This is a genomic window from Sphingomonas sp. R1 (genome assembly GCF_025960285.1).
Taxonomy (GTDB): Bacteria; Pseudomonadota; Alphaproteobacteria; order Sphingomonadales; family Sphingomonadaceae; genus Sphingomonas.
This window is the reverse complement of record NZ_CP110111.1, coordinates 2382794-2397797: the sequence shown is the minus strand read 5'-3', so window position 1 is coordinate 2397797 and position 15004 is coordinate 2382794. Positions and strand designations below refer to the sequence as shown.

Below are 15004 nucleotides of genomic sequence, written 5' to 3'. Positions count from 1 at the left end.
ATGTGAACCGGATCCGGGGTCGTCAACAGGTGCGCCGGGAACTTTTTTCAGCGTGTTGGACCGATAATACGGGTCGTTTACTCCTCCCCGCGCATCCGGTAGCACCGCATGCTGAATACGCTTTGAGGAGCCGCCGGTGAAGCTGGTTCGTACTGCCTGGAAGATACTCGTCGGAATCAAGGACCTGCTCGTCCTCGTTCTGCTCCTTCTGTTCTTCTCCGTGCTGTTCGCGGCGCTCTCGCACCGGCCGACTCCGGCGACGATTCGCGACGGCGCCCTGATCGTCGCGTTCAACGGCGCGCTGGTCGAGCAGCCGAGCGAGGCCGATCCGCTCGCCAGCGTGAGCGGCACGCGCGCTGCCGGCCAGGTCAGCGCGCCCGACGTGATCCGCGCGCTCGATGCCGCCAAGGGCGATTCCCGCGTGAAGGCGGTGGTGCTCGATCTCGACAGCTTCCTCGGCGGCTATCCCGCCACGGTGAGCGAAGTCGCCGCCGCCGTCGCCCGCGTGCGCGCCGCCGGCAAGCCGGTGCTCGCCTATGCCACCGCCTATACCGACAGCGGCTACCAGATCGCGGCCAACGCCAGCGAGATCTGGGTGCACCCGATGGGCGGATCGCTGTTCATGGGGCCGGGCGGTCGCCAGCTCTATTACAAGGGTCTGACCGAGAAGCTCGGCATCAACGTCCATGTCTACAAGGTCGGCAAGTTCAAATCGGCGGTGGAGCCCTATATCCGCGCCGACATGTCGCCCGAGGCGCGCGAAGCCAATACCGCGCTCTATGGCGGGCTGCTCGATCAGTGGCGCGAGGGCATCCTGAAGGCGCGACCCAAGGCGCGCATCGCCGAGTTCCTGATGAAGCCGGACGCGGCGATCACCGCGGCCAAGGGCGACATCGCCGCCGCCAACCGCGCCTATGGCCTGGTCGACCAGCTCGGCGACCGCATCGCCTTCGGCCAGCATCTCGCCAAGATGGTGGGCGCGCCGAGCGGCGCACGGGCCGGCAATTTCAATGCGATCAAGCTCGCCGACTGGCTGCAGGCCAACCCGCGGCCGAGCAGCGGCGACGCGATCGGCGTGATCACGATCGCCGGCGAGATCGTCGACGGCAAGGGCGCGGCGGGCAGTGCCGGCGGCGACACGATCAGCAAGCTGGTGCTCGACGGGCTGAAGGACGGCAAGCTCAAGGCGCTGGTCGTCCGCGTCGACTCGCCGGGCGGCTCGGCGATGGCCTCCGAGCAGATGCGCCAGGCGATCCTGCAGGCCAAGGCGCAGAAGCTGCCGGTGATCGTCTCGATGGGCGGTCTGGCCGCCAGCGGCGGCTATTGGGTGTCGACCGCCGGCGACGTGATCTTCGCCGAGCCGAACACCATCACCGGCTCGATCGGCATCTTCGGCATCATCCCCACCTTCGAGAACAGTCTCGCCAAGATCGGCGTGACCACCGACGGGGTGCAGAGCACGCCGCTCACCGGCCAGCCGAGCATCTATGGCGGCACCAACGCCACCGTCGACACCATCCTGCAATCGGCGATCGAGGCAGGCTATGGCCGCTTCGTCGGGCTGGTCGCGGCATCGCGCAAGCTCACCCCGCAGCGGGTCGACGAGATCGGCCAGGGCCGCGTCTGGATCGGCGGCGTCGCCCGCCAGCTGGGCCTGGTCGATCGCTTCGGCGGGCTGAACGACGCGATCGCCGAAGCCGCCAAGCGCGCCGGGCTCGATCCCGCCGCCGTCCGGCCGGTGTTCCTCGCCAAGAAGCCCAACGCCTTTGCGGCGGCGCTGGCGGCGGGCCTCGGGTCGCTCGGCAACGACGACGAGGACGACGGCAACTGGGCGGACGCGCCCGCCGGATCGGACGCCTATGCCCGCATCGGCGAGGAGCGCCGCGCGCTGCTGGCGCAGGCGCTCGGCGATGCCAAGCGGCTGACCGCGAGCGGTTCGGTGCAGGCCCGCTGCCTCGAATGCATGGCACTGGGCGTGCCGAGCGCGAGCCCCGGCGACCTCGCGCTGCTCCAGTTCGCGCTGGGAGCGGCCAAATGATCGGGATCCGCGCCGCCACGCCGCAGGATGCCGCTGCGATCGCCGCCATCTATGCGCCCAACGTGCTGACCGGCACCGCCTCGTTCGAGATCGAGCCGCCCGATGCGGCGGCGATGGCCGCGCGCATGGCGGCGAGCGAGGGCTATTATCCCTGGCTGGTCGCGACCAATGGCGACGGCGTCGATGGCGGGGTGATCGGCTATGCCTATGCCAGCAAGTTCCGCGATCGCCCGGCCTATCGCTATGTCGTCGAAAGCTCGATCTACATGGCCGATACCGCGCAGCGTCGCGGCGCGGGCCGCCTGCTCTACGAGGCGCTGGTCGATACGCTGCGGGCGCAAGGCTTCGTCCATGCCTTCGGGATGATCACGCTGCCCAATGACAGCTCGATCGCGCTGCACGAGGCGGTCGGCTTTCGCCGCGCCGGCGTGTTCCGCGAGGCGGGGTACAAGCACGGCCAGTGGATCGATGTCGGCATCTGGCAGTGCGAGCTCAACGAACCGGCGCGTCCGCCCGCCGAGCCGCGGCCGTTCCATGAACTCGGCGTCGTCCGCGCCTGAGCGGCCCAACGGCGGTGCCCCATGCGTCCTTTGCGGTCGATTTCGGCCTCGACATCGATCGCGCGCTGCAGCTGATCACGGTGACCGTCACCGGGGTGCTGTCGCCCGAGGATGTGGGCTGGATCGCCGAGGAAGTCCGCGCGGCGATCCTGTCGCTCGGCCCCGACGCCGGACGGCACCGGACGCTGTATGATCTTCGCGGTGTGCTGGTCCTGCCGCAGGAAACCACCGACCTGGCACTGCGCAGCCTGCGCGGTGGCACGCCCGATATCTGGGCACGGCGGCTGGCCTTTGTCGCGACGACGATGCTGACGAAGCGCCAGGCGCGCCGCATGGCGGAAGCACGCCCGGGATCCTCGGTGTTCGACGATATCGGGGCGGCGCGCGCCTGGTTGCTGGAGGAATGAGGAACGGGGCGGCGCGGTGCCGCCCCGCACCGCCGTCAGGCCAGCGCGATGTCCGGCGCGTCCTCGGCCTTCATGCCGATCACGTTGTAGCCGGCATCGACATGATGCGTTTCGCCGGTGACGCCCGACGACAGATCCGAGAGCAGATAGAGGCCGGCGCCGCCGACGTCCTCGATCGTCACGTTGCGACGGAGCGGCGAGTTCAGCTCGTTCCACTTCATGATGTAGCGGAAATCGCCGATGCCGCTGGCGGCCAGCGTCTTGATCGGGCCGGCGGAGATCGCGTTGACGCGGATCTTCTCGGGGCCCAGGTCCATCGCCAGATACTTGACCGAGGTCTCGAGCGCCGACTTGGCGACGCCCATCACGTTATAGTGCGGGACCACCTTCTCGGCGCCGTAATAGCTCAGCGTCAGCAGGCTGCCGCCCTCGGGCATCAGCTCGCGCGCGCGCTTGGCGACGGCGGTGAAGCTGTAGACCGAGATGTTCATCGTCATCAGGAAGTTTTCCAGCGACGTATCGTAATAGGCGCCGCGCAGTTCGTTCTTGTCCGAGAAGCCGATGGCGTGGACGACGAAGTCGATCGTCGGCCAGCGCGCCTTCAGCGTTTCGAACGTCGTGTCGAGCGCTGCCATCTCGGCGACGTCGCACTCGATGAGGAAATCGGAGCCGAGCTGTTCGGCAAGCGGCTTCACGCGCTTCAGCAGTGCATCGCCCTGATAGGTGAACGCAAGCTCGGCGCCCTGCGCACGGAGCTGCTGCGCGATGCCCCAGGCGAGCGAGCGATCATTGGCCAGGCCCATGATGAGCCCGCGCTTCCCTTGCATCAATCCGGTCACGTCTTCTGAATCTCCTGTCCTTGTTCCCCCTCTAGACCGGGATCGGGCACTTCCGCCAGAGCGGCGTTCAGCTCGGCCCCCACGACGAGGCCCAGGCCGACCAGGAAGAAGAAGATCAGCGACACCATCACGCCGGCCAGGCTGCCATAGGTGGCGCCATAGCCCCCCATGGTGGACAGCACCCAGGGCAGCACGCCGGTGACGGTCAGCCACCACAGCGTGGTGCACATGGCCCCCGGCCATTTCGGATAGCGCCGGGAACGGTAGCGCGACGGGGTAAGCGCGAAGAACAGCACGTACAGCGCGCCGAACAGGGCAAAGGCGGGAACGGCCTTGCCGGCCGAGGCGAAGCGCTGCGCCTCGATCGCCCAGGGCAGAAGGCGGTAGAGGAATTGCTCGACCGCCGTGAGGATCACCTGAAAGGCGAAGGCCAGCATCACCATCAGCACCGCGGCCACGATCATCCCGATCGCGCCGAGGCGATACCGCCAGAACGGCTTGTCCGAGGAGACGCCATAGGCCTGGCGGACGATGCCGCGGATCGTCTCGATGAAGCCCGCGGTGGTCCACAGCCCGACCAGCGCACCGAACCAGAGCAGGCCGCCGGTGCTGCGGGTGTGCAGCACCTCGATCACCGGATCGCGCAGCAGCTTGGCGACATCCGGCGGCACGGTCTGGAGAAAGGCCTCCAGTGCATGGACGCCGGTGCCGGTTCGCCCGACCAGGCTGGCCAGCGCGGTCGCGACGATGAAGAAGGGAAACAGCGTTACCAGCGACAGATAGGCAAGGTTGCCGGCATAGGTGAACCCTTCGTTGAACGTGCCGATCGCAACGCGCTTGGCGATCTCCAGCATCCGCTCGGTCACGCCGAGTTCGGCCAACCGCCGCGGCACCTTGCCGCCGACCCCCAGCCGTCGCCCTTCGGGGGACTGGGGCGAGATCGAGGCGCGCGTCGGTTCGTCCACGGGCGTCAGACGCCCATGCGTCCCCGTGGGTTCCCGCCGTTCTTCCATCCCTGCGCAAATTCGATGAGGGCATCGTCGTCCACGGGAAGATCCACCATCAGCGTGACGAACAGGTCGCCGCGCCCGCCGGCCTTCTTGTGGAATCCCCGACCCTTGAGCCGCAGTACCTTGCCGGAGCTGGAGCCCTTGGGGACGGTGAGCATCACCGGGCCGTCGGGCGTCGGCACGCGAACCTGCGCGCCCAGCACCGCCTCGGCGAGCGTCACGGGCAGGTCGAGCCGGATGTCGTCAGCGTCGCGGGTGTAGAAGCGGTGCGGCTGGATCTCGATGGTGACGATCGCGTCGCCGGGTCCGCCGGGGCCTTCCTCGCCCTTGCCGGCGAGGCGCATCTGGGTGCCGTCCTCGAGGCCGGCGGGCAGCTTCAGATCGATCGTCTTGCCGTCGCGCAGCGTGATCCGCTGCGGGGCGAGCCTGGCAGCGTCCTCGAACGAGACGGCAAGGCGATAGGCAGCGTTGGCGCCCTTGGGCTGCGCGCGCCGGCCGAAGCCGCCAAAGCCGCCGAAGCCGCCGCTAAATCCCCCGCCGCCGCGCTTGTTGCCGCCGAACAGACCTTCGAACAGGTCGCCGATATCGGCGTCGTTGCCGCTGAAATCGAAATGGCCGCCGCCCGGCTGGAACCCGCCGCCGCCGCCGCCCGCACCGGCGCCGAATCCGAAGGGGGCGATCGGATTGCCGTCGCCGTCGATCTCACCGCGGTCGAAGCGGGCGCGCTTGTCCTTGTCGGTCAGCAGGTCATAGGCCTGGGTGACCTGGCTGAACTTCTCCGAAGCCTTCGGATTGTCCTTGTTGCGATCGGGGTGCAGCTCCTTGGCGAGCTTGCGATAGGCCTTCTTGATCTCGTCCTCGCTCGCGCTGCGCGCCACCCCGAGCGTTACGTATGGATCTGCCACCAAATTCCCCAATGCGTCGAATGTCGATCAGGCGCCCTTACAGGACGCTGGTTAATGCCGAAACATCGGCGTGCGATCGGGTTCGTGCAAGGGGCGGCGCCGCACATGGCAAATCGCCCGGCCGAAAGGGGGAAAGGCCGGGCGATCGCCTGCGTGTCGGGCGCTGCTAGCTGTGCTTAGCGCGGACGCTTGTGCTTCGGCTTGGTGCCGGTGTCGTCCGTGGTCGTGCCGGGATTGGGATCGGTCGGCGACGTGGTGGTGGTCGAGGACGAATCCGGCGTGGTCATCGTGCCCGACCCGGTCGTGCCGCCCGGCGTGGTGGTGGTCGGCGGATTCATCGTCGGATCGGTCGGCGACGTCGTCTGCCCCGGGCTGGTCGAGCCCGGCGCCGTGCTCTGGTCCGTCGTCGTGCCGCCCGGCGTGGTCTGGCCCGGCGTGGTCTGCTGCTGCGCGAATGCCGCCGGTGCCGCGATCAGCGTAGCAGCGGCGAGAATGGTCTTGATATACATTACACGGCATCCTTCTGTTGATTATGCCAACGGAAGAATAACCAGCGACGCATCAAGAAGTCTCGCCGACTGATTTCAGTTAGACGATAAAAAACAACGACTCCGGGATGAGTCGAGCGGAAGGTCAGCCGACCTGCGCCCGGTGCAGCAATTTCTGGTCGGCGAGCACCAGGGCGACCATTGCTTCGACGACGGGCACGCCGCGAATGCCGACACACGGATCATGCCTGCCCTTGGTGCGGATCTCGCTTGCCGCGCCGTCGCGCGTGACGGTCTCCACGGGGATGAGGATCGAGCTGGTCGGCTTGAACGCAACGCGCATCCGCACCGGCTGGCCTGTCGCAATGCCGCCGGCGATGCCGCCGGCATGGTTGGCGAGGAAGTCGACGCCGCCATCGCCGCGCGGGCGCATCGCATCGGCATTTTCCTCGCCGCGCAGGGCCGCGGCGGCAAAGCCGTCGCCGATCTCGAAGCCCTTCACCGCGTTGATCGACATGCACGCCGCCGCCAGTTCGCTGTCGAGCTTGGCGTAGAGCGGTGCCCCCCAGCCGGCGGGCACGCCGGTCGCCTCGCAGGCGACCACCGCGCCGAGCGACGAACCGTTCTTGCGCGCTGCGTCGACCAGCGCTTCCCAGCGCTGCGCGGCCTCGGGATCTGGGCAGAAGAAGGGATTGTTGCCGATCTCGGCGGCGTCGAACCTGGCATAGTCGATCGCGTCGCCGCCGATCGCCTCGACCCAGGCGGTGATCGTCACCTCGGGAATGACCAGCCGTGCGACCGCGCCTGCGGCCACCCGCGCCGCGGTCTCGCGCGCCGAGGAGCGGCCGCCGCCGCGATAGTCACGGAAGCCGTATTTCTGGTCGTACGCATAATCGGCATGGCCGGGGCGATAGGCCTGGGCGACCTCCGAATAGTCCTTCGAGCGCTGGTCGACATTGTCGATGTGCAGCGCGATCGGCGTCCCCGTCGTGCGCCCCTCGAACACGCCGGAGAGGATGCGGACCTGGTCCGGCTCCTGCCGCTGGGTGGTGAAGCGCGACTGGCCGGGGCGGCGGCGATCAAGGAACGGCTGGATGTCGGCTTCGCTCAGCGTCAGCCCTGGCGGGCAGCCATCGACCACCGCGCCGAGTGCCGGCCCATGGCTCTCGCCCCAGGTGGTGAAACGGAATACGCGACCGAAGCTGTTGAACGACATCGGCGCACGCCCTCCGTCTGGGTTGAAACCGCGGGCCGTTTCGCAGGTGTCGCGCGCGGCTGCAACCCGTTCAGGCTATTGTGGTCGGCGCCGACTGCCGCGGGGCCTCAGGGAATCTCGAACAGACCCGCCGCACCCATGCCGCCGGCGGTGCACATCGATACCACCACGTAGCGCACCCCGCGCCGTCGCCCTTCGATCAGCGCATGGCCGACCAGCCGGCTGCCGGTCATGCCGAAGGGATGGCCGATCGCGATCGCGCCGCCGCTGACGTTGAGCTTCTCCGGATCGATACCCAGCGTATCGCGGCAATAGAGGCACTGGCTGGCGAACGCCTCGTTGATCTCCCACAGGCCGATATCCTCGATCTTGAGGCCGGCGCGGGCGAGCAGCTTGGGGACGGCGAAGACCGGGCCGATCCCCATCTCCTCGGGTTCGCACCCCGCCACCTGGAAGCCGCGATAGATACCGAGGATAGGCCGACCCTCGGCCTCGGCGGTCCCGCGATCCATCAGGATCTGCGCCGCGGCGCCGTCGGAAAGCTGGCTGGCATTGCCTGCGGTAACGTGGCGGCCCTCGGGCACGAAAGCGCCGTCCTTCCACACGGGCTTGAGGGTCGCCAGTACCTCGGCGGTGGTGCCGGGGCGGATGCCTTCGTCCTGGGTGACCGTTACCGATTCCTCGCCCGTCCGGGTGCCGGCCTTGTCGAACAGCGCCTTGGTGACGGTGATCGGGGCGATCTCGGCATCGAACGCACCGCGGGCAAGCGCCTCGGCGGCGCGCTGCTGGCTCGTCGCGGCAAAGGCGTCCTGCGCCTCGCGCGGGATGCCATAGCGTTCGGCAACGATCTCCGCCGTCTCGATCATCGGGATATAGGCGCCGGGTACCTGGTCCGTGACCGATCGGTTCGCGTAGCGCGGCGCATTGGCCATGGTCAGGCTGATCGACTCCATGCCGCCGGCCAGCGCCACGTCGATCTCGTCGGTCATGATCGAGCGGGCGGCGAGCGCGATCGCGGTGAGACCGGAGCCGCATTTCCGGTCGAGGCTGAATGCCGGCACGCTGTGCGGAATGCCCGCGGCGAACAGCGCCATGCGCGCCATGTTGGCCCCTTGCGTCCCCCATTGGTTGCCCATGCCGTAGAACACGTCGTCGATCCGCGCGGGATCGATCCCGGCGCGTTCCACCGCCGCGTTCATCACATGCGCGGCGAGCACCGGCGCCTCGGTATCGTTGAAATAGCCCCGGCCGGCCTTGCCGATGCCGGTGCGGGCGGTGGAGACGATCGCGGCTTCGCGCATGGCGCCCTCTCGTGTTTCGAGTTTCGGGTACGCTTCCGCCATTGCGTGGCGGATTGCAACCGGTTCAGTCGCGGAACTGGGGCGCGCGCTTCTGCATATTGGCCATCACCGCCTCGACCTGGTTGGGCGAGCGCATCAGCGACGCCTGCTCGACGCTTTCCGCCAGCAGCACGGCGGCGGCATCGCCCTCATGGTTGGCGAGGCGCTTGGCGGCGCGGATCGCATCCGGGTTGCGACCGGCGATCGCATGGGCGAGGGCCAGCGCCTCGGCATGCGGGTCCGCGGCCAGCCGGGTGACGAAGCCGAAGCCCTGCGCCTCGGCGGCGTCGAACTCGCGTGCGGTATAGGTAAGCTCGCGCAGCACATCATCGCGCACCGTGCCGCGCCAGAGCACGAAGCCGGCCATGTCGGGCACGATGCCCCATTTGAGCTCCATCACCGAAAGCCGCGTATCCGGCGCCGCGATGCGGATGTCCGCGCCGCTTGCGATCTGCAGTCCGCCACCGAATGCGACCCCGTGCACCGCGGCGATCACCGGTACGGGCAGGGTGCGCCAGCCCCAGGCGACCTGCTGGAAGCTGTTCGCCAGCCCGTGGCTGCGTGCAGCAAGGTCGGTACCCGCCCCGGCGCTCGCCATGCTCGCCATGTCGAGCCCGGCGCAGAAGGCGCGCCCCTCGCCCGACAGTACCACCGCGCGCAGACCGGGTGTTTCGCCGAGCGTGCCGATCGCCCCCAGGATGCCCTCGAACATCGCAGGATCGAGCGCGTTCATCTTGTCGGGCCGCGCCAGCCGCACATCGGCCACGCCCTGCTCGATCGTCCAGGTCACGCGCTCGCTCATTCCGCCATCCTCTCTCGTCCTCGGCGCGATAGTGGGGCGAAGCATTTGCGCGGGCAAGATGGTGCCGCTAGAAAAGCCGGTATGTCTGCACCCAGCGATCCCGCGGCGCCGCCCCGGTTCGATCCCCGCGCCTTCTTCGCGCTCCGCTTTCCCAACCATGGCAGTCGCCTGGGTGTCGCCCACCGCGACCATGGCGAGGACTGGTCCGAGCTCGAGCTGCCCTGGCGTGCCGATCTGGTGGGGCAGGAAGAGACGGGCGTGCTCGCCTCGGGGCCGATCCTCGCGCTGATGGACATGGCCAGTAGCATCGCGGTGTGGCTGAAGGTGGGCAGGTTTCTGCCGCATGCGACGCTCGACCTGCGGATCGACTATCTGCGCCCGGCGCGCACCGGACAGACGGTGATCGGGCGCTGCGAATGCTATCGGCTGACCCGCTCGATCGCATTCGTGCGCGGCCAGGCGCATGACGGCGATCCGGCCGATCCGCTGGCGCATGTCGCCGGCACCTTCATGGCGGCGGAGGGCTACTGGTGAAGCTTCCTCCCTATGCCGAGCTGCTGGGGCTCACCGTCGAGCCGGGCGCCGATGCGCCGGTGCTGGTGATGCCGTTTTCCGGCGATGTCGTCGGGCGGCCGGGGTTCCTGCACGGCGGCGCGATCGGCGGGCTGCTGGAGATGGCGGCGGTCGGCGCGCTGCTCCAGGCGCTGGAGGCCGAGGGCGGCGCCAAGGTGAAGCCGGTCAACGTCACCGTCGATTACATGCGCGGAGGGCGCCAGAAGGAAACGCGCGCCAAGGGCATGGTGACCCGGCTCGGCAACCGAGTGGCGAATGTCAGCGCGGTGGCATGGCAGGACGAGGAGGAGCGGCCGATCGCGGCGGCGCGGATGAACTTCCTGATCGTGCGGTAATGCAACTCCTCCCCGAGCTTCGCCCGGGGAGGAATTTCACGGCCTCACTTCTTCGGGCTGATCCGCATCAGCCAGCCGCCATCGCCCTTGGCGCCGTCCTGCAGCAGCCAGAGCGAGCCGTCCGGTCCTTGCGCGACGTCGCGGATGCGCATGTCGAGGGTCCACTGGTCGGCCTTGCGGGCATTGCTGCCGTCGAGCGCGATGCGGAGCAGTGCCTGGCCGGACATCGCGCCCATCAGCAGCGAGCCCCTCCACTGCGGGAACTCGCTGCCGGTGTAATAGATCAGCCCCGAGGGCGAGATCGACGGCACCCAGTGGAGCTTGGGCATCTCATAGCCGTCGCCGGCCTTGGGCTTGGGGATCGGCTTGTTGTTGTAATTCTCCCCGAACGAAACGTTGGGCCAGCCATAGTTGCGGCCCTTGACGATCAGGTTGAGCTCGTCGCCGCCCTGCGGGCCCATCTCGTGCTCCCACAGGTTGCCGGAGGCATCGAAGACAAGGCCATAGGGATTGCGATGGCCGCTGCTCCAGATCGACGCAGGCGCCGGATTGGGCCCGTCGAACGCGAAGGGGCGGCCCTTGGCGGTCTTGGCGGCCTCCGTGTCCTCGGGCGGATCGATCACCTGCACGCTGGTGGCGCCGACCTTGCCCGCATCCGGATTGTCCGAGGCCGGCTTGCCGTCGAGCGTCAGGTGCAGGATCTTGCCGATCGCCTGGTTCGGGTCCTGCGCAGGGGTGAAGCGCTGGCGTTCGCCCGACGACAGGAACAGCGACTTGCCGTCCGGTGCAAAGGCGATGACCGCGCCGAACTGGCCGCCGTCGCCGTCGGCACCGGAGCGGAACAGCACCTCCACATTGTCGAGTCGCGGCGCCATCGCCTTGCCGCGGGTCAGCTTGGCGCGCGCGAGTGCCAGCGCGCTGCCGTTGGCGCGCGGTTCCGAATAGGTGAAGTAGATGATGTTGCTGCCGGCAAAGTCCGGCGCGGGCGCCACGTCGAGCAGGCCGCCCTGGCCGCCGGCGGCGACCTTGGGCACGCCGCTTACCGCCTGCGCCTTCTGGCCCACTTCCCAATATTGCAGCTGCCCGGCCTTTTCGGTGACGAGTGCGGCCCCATCGGGCAGGAAGGCGAGCGCGAAGGGCGAGTCGAAGTCCGCGACGCGCGTCGCGACGAACGGCACGCCGGCCGGCAGCGGGGCGGGGGTGCCGCTCGGCACCGGCAGCGGGGTCGGGGTGCCTGCGGTGCCGGTGGGCTGCTGGGCGTTGGAGCCCGGCGACGAACAGGCGGCAGCAAACAGAATCGGAATCAAGAGCAGCGAACGGGGCATGAAAGTCCTCTCCGACAAAGCCTCGGCCGCGAACGCAGCCGGTTTTGCAACGAGTTGCAACGACTTTCCTGCCCGAAAAGATGCGCCGGGTCCGGTCGCCCTCTTGCTCCCACCCTTGCTATTGCGTATATCGCGTCCTGCTTTCTCGGACATCGTCAAACATGATCGAGGTCGGGGCCACCAGGCTCCGGCGCCGAAGCTGCTTGATTTCAACCGGAGACGCGTGTGGCGAATCTCGCCGAACTGGCCAAGATGATCGAAACCGAAGCGCAGGCGCTGGGCTTCGCCCTGGTGCGCGTGAAGATGTTCGGCGGCCAGAGCGATCCCACGCTGCAGATCATGGCCGAGCGCCCGGATACGCGCCAGCTGACGATCGATGATTGCGCCGATCTGTCGCGCCGCATCTCGGATCTTCTCGACCGGCTGGAAGCCGAGGGCCGCGACCCGATCGACCATGCCTATCGGCTGGAAGTCAGCTCGCCGGGCATCGACCGGCCGCTCACCCGGCTGCAGGATTTCGAGGACTGGAAGGGCCATGAGGCCCGGATCACGCTCGCCGAGAAGCTGGACGGGCGCAAGCAGTTCAAGGGCGATCTCGCCGGCATCGACAAGGACGCAGGCACCATCACGATCGTGACGCAGGACGAGACGCAGCATGTCCTCCCGTTCGCGGCGATCGAGGATGCCAAGCTGACGATGACCGATCGTCTGATCGCCGCCACCGCGCCGCTCTCCGCCGAGGGCGCCGACAAGATTATCGAAGTAGAAGGATAAGCCCGGATGGCCACCGCCATTTCTGCCAACAAGGCCGAGCTGCTCGCGATCGCCGATTCGGTCGCGAAGGAAAAGCTGATCGACAAGGCCATCGTCATCGAGGCGATGGAAGACGCGATCCAGCGCGCCGCGAAGAACCGCTACGGTGTCGAGAACGACATCCGCGCGAAGCTCGATCCGATCTCGGGCGACCTCCGCTTGTGGCGCGTCGTCGAGGTGGTGGAAGCCGTGGACGACTATTTCAAGCAGGTCGACCTGAAGGGCGCGCAGAAGCTTCAGAAGGGCGCGAAGGTCGGCGACTTCATCGTCGATCCGCTGCCCCCGATCGAGTTCGGCCGCATCCAGGCGCAGGCGTCCAAGCAGATCATCTTCCAGAAGGTCCGCGACGCCGAGCGCGAGCGCCAGTATGACGAGTTCAAGGACCGGGTGAACGAGATCATCACCGGTGTGGTGAAGCGCGTCGAGTTCGGCCATGTCGTCGTCGACCTGGGCCGCGCCGAAGGCGTGATCCGCCGCGACCAGCAGATCCCGCGCGAAGTGGTGCGCGTCGGCGATCGCGTCCGCTCGGTGGTGCTCAACGTCCGCCGCGAGAACCGTGGTCCGCAGATCTTCCTGAGCCGGGCGCACCCCGAGTTCATGAAGAAGCTGTTCGCGCAGGAAGTGCCAGAAATCTACGACGGCATCATCGAGATCAAGGCCGCCGCCCGCGATCCGGGCAGCCGCGCCAAGATCGGCGTGATCAGCCATGACGGCTCGATCGATCCGGTCGGCGCCTGCGTCGGCATGAAGGGCAGCCGCGTGCAGGCCGTCGTGCAGGAGATGCAGGGCGAGAAGATCGACATCATTCCCTGGTCGCCGGACACCGCCACCTTCGTGGTCAACGCGCTGCAGCCGGCGAACGTCAGCCGCGTCGTGATCGACGAGGAAGAGGACCGCATCGAAGTGGTCGTCCCCGACGACCAGCTGAGCCTCGCCATCGGCCGCCGCGGCCAGAACGTCCGTCTCGCCTCGCAGCTCACCGGCAAGGCGATCGACATCCTCACCGAGGCGGATGCGAGCGAGAAGCGCCAGAAGGAATTCGTCGAGCGTTCGGAGATGTTCCAGAACGAGCTCGACGTCGACGAGACGCTGGCCCAGCTGCTGGTCGCCGAAGGCTTCGGCGCGCTGGAAGAAGTGGCCTATGTCGAGGTCGAGGAGCTCGCAGGCATCGAGGGCTTCGACGAGGACCTCGCGCAGGAACTCCAGAACCGCGCCCAGGAAGCACTGGAGCGCCGCGAGGAAGCCAATCGCGAGGAGCGCCGCGCGCTGGGCGTCGAGGACGACCTGACGACCATGCCGTACCTCACCGAAGCGATGCTGGTCACGCTCGGCAAGGCGGGCATCAAGACGCTCGACGACCTCGCCGACCTGGCGACCGACGAGCTGGTCGAGAAGAAGCGCGCCGAGCCGCGTCGCCGCGGCGACGACACCCCCCGCAAGGAGCCCAAGGGCGGCATCCTGGCGGAATATGGCCTGAGCGACGAACAGGGCAACGAGATCATCATGGCGGCCCGCGCCCATTGGTTCGCCGATGAAGAACCTGCGGAAGCAGGCGAGGAGGACGCAATTGCGGACTCCGAACAATGATACGCGCCGACTGACATTGGCATTGGTCGTCCCCCCTCTCGGCAACGGGAGGGGACGATGACCGACGCGGTTCGCACCTGCATCCTGTCGCGCGAGGAATCGCCGCGGGAAGGGCTGATCCGACTCGTGCTTTCGCCCGAGGGCGAAGTGCTGCCCGACATTCGTGCCAAGGCCCCCGGCCGCGGCGCCTGGATCTCCGTCGACAAGGCGGGGCTCGCGGCGTCGCGCGACAAGGGCAGGCTGAAGGGCGCCCTCTCTCGCAGCTTCCGCACCGGCGACCTGCGCATTCCCGACGATCTGGAGGACCGGATCGCCGCCCAGCTGCAGCGCGCCGCGCTCGACCGGCTGGGACTGGAGGCGAAGGCGGGCTATGTGGTGATCGGTGCCGAGCGGATCGAAAAGGCCGCGCGCAGCGGCCGACTCCATCTGCTGCTGCACGCATCCGACGCCCGCGACGACGGCAGCCGCAAGCTGGCGCAGGCGTGGCGGGTTGGCTCGGATCGGGAAGGTTCTGCCCTGAAGGGCTTAACATTGCCGGTCACGCGCACCATATTGTCCTTGGCGTTAGGCCGCGAAAATGTGGTACACGCCGGACTTATCGACGCCCGGGCGGCGCAACGGACGAGCGAAGCGCTCAACCGCTGGCTGCACTTTATCGGACCCGAACCTGATCCCGTGTCTTGCGATTCCGAATCGCAAGGCGCATCGGCTTTGCCGTCCGCCGTGCCATTGACGACGAACATTATCGAGGAACTTGAGTAGCCGC

The 15004-nt window shown here is 67.9% G+C and carries 16 protein-coding genes; 8 read left to right on the top strand and 8 right to left on the bottom strand.

Annotation, left to right across the window (positions count from 1 at the left end):
• Positions 1-136: 136 nt before the first annotated feature.
• From sppA to OIM94_RS11460, 3 genes are read left to right on the top strand one after another with little or no spacing between them, the layout of a single operon-like run.
• Positions 137-2038: a signal peptide peptidase SppA gene (sppA, locus tag OIM94_RS11470; protein WP_264606862.1), complete on the top strand. Its 1902-nt coding sequence runs from the start codon at positions 137-139 to the stop codon at positions 2036-2038.
• The gene (locus tag OIM94_RS11465) at positions 2035-2598 is read left to right on the top strand and encodes a GNAT family N-acetyltransferase (protein ID WP_264606861.1); all 564 of its coding nucleotides are present in this window, start codon (positions 2035-2037) and stop codon (positions 2596-2598) included. The genes sppA and OIM94_RS11465 overlap by 4 nt, the downstream gene beginning before the upstream one ends.
• A 14-nt stretch (positions 2599-2612) precedes the next feature.
• On the top strand, positions 2613-3005 hold the full coding sequence (locus OIM94_RS11460; protein ID WP_264606860.1) for a hypothetical protein: 393 nt from the start codon (positions 2613-2615) through the stop codon (positions 3003-3005).
• 35 nt (positions 3006-3040) lie between these two features.
• Here OIM94_RS11460 and fabI read toward each other — a convergent pair whose 3' ends face one another.
• The 7 genes from fabI to OIM94_RS11425 all read right to left on the bottom strand — a co-directional run bounded on the left by fabI (position 3041) and on the right by OIM94_RS11425 (position 9605).
• Positions 3041-3844 carry an enoyl-ACP reductase FabI gene (gene fabI, locus OIM94_RS11455; RefSeq protein WP_319801122.1) on the bottom strand — a complete coding sequence of 268 codons (804 nt, stop codon included), beginning with the start codon at positions 3842-3844 and terminating at the stop codon, positions 3041-3043.
• A complete protein-coding gene (locus OIM94_RS11450) occupies positions 3841-4809 on the bottom strand; it encodes a YihY/virulence factor BrkB family protein (protein ID WP_264606859.1) in 969 nt (322 codons plus the stop codon). Before OIM94_RS11450 ends, fabI begins: the two co-directional genes overlap by 4 nt.
• 5 nt (positions 4810-4814) lie before the next feature.
• Positions 4815-5759, bottom strand: a complete 945-nt coding sequence (locus OIM94_RS11445; protein WP_264606858.1) for a DnaJ C-terminal domain-containing protein — start codon at positions 5757-5759, stop codon at positions 4815-4817.
• Between the two features lie 176 nt (positions 5760-5935).
• Complete coding sequence (locus OIM94_RS11440; RefSeq protein WP_264606857.1) at positions 5936-6268, bottom strand: hypothetical protein; 333 nt, start codon at positions 6266-6268, stop codon at positions 5936-5938.
• A 124-nt stretch (positions 6269-6392) separates the two neighbouring features.
• Positions 6393-7463, bottom strand: coding sequence for a chorismate synthase (gene aroC, locus OIM94_RS11435; protein ID WP_264606856.1), 1071 nt, complete (start codon positions 7461-7463; stop codon positions 6393-6395).
• Between the two features lie 107 nt (positions 7464-7570).
• Positions 7571-8764: a thiolase family protein gene (locus OIM94_RS11430; protein WP_264606855.1), complete on the bottom strand. Its 1194-nt coding sequence runs from the start codon at positions 8762-8764 to the stop codon at positions 7571-7573.
• Positions 8765-8828: 64 nt separating this feature from the next.
• On the bottom strand, positions 8829-9605 hold the full coding sequence (locus OIM94_RS11425; RefSeq protein WP_264606854.1) for a crotonase/enoyl-CoA hydratase family protein: 777 nt from the start codon (positions 9603-9605) through the stop codon (positions 8829-8831).
• Between the two features lie 81 nt (positions 9606-9686).
• Between OIM94_RS11425 and OIM94_RS11420 the strand changes: the two genes are divergently transcribed.
• Together OIM94_RS11420 and OIM94_RS11415 are read left to right on the top strand one after the other, a co-directional pair.
• Entirely contained in the window at positions 9687-10139 is a 453-nt protein-coding gene (locus OIM94_RS11420) for a PaaI family thioesterase (RefSeq protein WP_264606853.1), read from the top strand.
• Complete coding sequence (locus OIM94_RS11415; RefSeq protein ID WP_264606852.1) at positions 10136-10513, top strand: PaaI family thioesterase; 378 nt, start codon at positions 10136-10138, stop codon at positions 10511-10513. Before OIM94_RS11420 ends, OIM94_RS11415 begins: the two co-directional genes overlap by 4 nt.
• A gap of 44 nt (positions 10514-10557) precedes the next feature.
• Here OIM94_RS11415 and OIM94_RS11410 read toward each other — a convergent pair whose 3' ends face one another.
• On the bottom strand, positions 10558-11838 hold the full coding sequence (locus tag OIM94_RS11410; protein ID WP_264606851.1) for a PQQ-dependent sugar dehydrogenase: 1281 nt from the start codon (positions 11836-11838) through the stop codon (positions 10558-10560).
• Positions 11839-12090: 252 nt separating this feature from the next.
• Here OIM94_RS11410 and rimP point away from each other — a divergent pair, with 252 nt between their 5' ends.
• Genes rimP through OIM94_RS11395 form a run of 3 tightly spaced genes read left to right on the top strand, consistent with a single transcriptional unit; the run spans position 12091 to position 15000 of the window.
• Positions 12091-12612, top strand: coding sequence for a ribosome maturation protein RimP (rimP, locus tag OIM94_RS11405; protein WP_413716399.1), 522 nt, complete (start codon positions 12091-12093; stop codon positions 12610-12612).
• Between the two features lie 6 nt (positions 12613-12618).
• The gene (gene nusA / locus OIM94_RS11400) at positions 12619-14238 is read left to right on the top strand and encodes a transcription termination factor NusA (protein WP_264606849.1); all 1620 of its coding nucleotides are present in this window, start codon (positions 12619-12621) and stop codon (positions 14236-14238) included.
• 57 nt (positions 14239-14295) lie between these two features.
• Positions 14296-15000, top strand: a complete 705-nt coding sequence (locus OIM94_RS11395; RefSeq protein WP_264606848.1) for a DUF448 domain-containing protein — start codon at positions 14296-14298, stop codon at positions 14998-15000.
• The last annotated feature ends 4 nt before the right edge of the window (positions 15001-15004 follow it).

Coding starts and splice junctions, on each gene's coding strand:
- OIM94_RS11465 (WP_264606861.1), top strand. CDS start 2,035: ATGATCGGGATCCGCGCCGCCACGCCGCAGGATGCCGCTGCGATCGCC.
- OIM94_RS11440 (WP_264606857.1), bottom strand. CDS start 6,268: ATGTATATCAAGACCATTCTCGCCGCTGCTACGCTGATCGCGGCACCG.
- aroC (WP_264606856.1), bottom strand. CDS start 7,463: ATGTCGTTCAACAGCTTCGGTCGCGTATTCCGTTTCACCACCTGGGGC.
- OIM94_RS11430 (WP_264606855.1), bottom strand. CDS start 8,764: ATGCGCGAAGCCGCGATCGTCTCCACCGCCCGCACCGGCATCGGCAAG.
- OIM94_RS11425 (WP_264606854.1), bottom strand. CDS start 9,605: ATGAGCGAGCGCGTGACCTGGACGATCGAGCAGGGCGTGGCCGATGTG.
- OIM94_RS11420 (WP_264606853.1), top strand. CDS start 9,687: ATGTCTGCACCCAGCGATCCCGCGGCGCCGCCCCGGTTCGATCCCCGC.
- OIM94_RS11410 (WP_264606851.1), bottom strand. CDS start 11,838: ATGCCCCGTTCGCTGCTCTTGATTCCGATTCTGTTTGCTGCCGCCTGT.
- rimP (WP_413716399.1), top strand. CDS start 12,091: ATGATCGAAACCGAAGCGCAGGCGCTGGGCTTCGCCCTGGTGCGCGTG.
- nusA (WP_264606849.1), top strand. CDS start 12,619: ATGGCCACCGCCATTTCTGCCAACAAGGCCGAGCTGCTCGCGATCGCC.
- OIM94_RS11395 (WP_264606848.1), top strand. CDS start 14,296: ATGACCGACGCGGTTCGCACCTGCATCCTGTCGCGCGAGGAATCGCCG.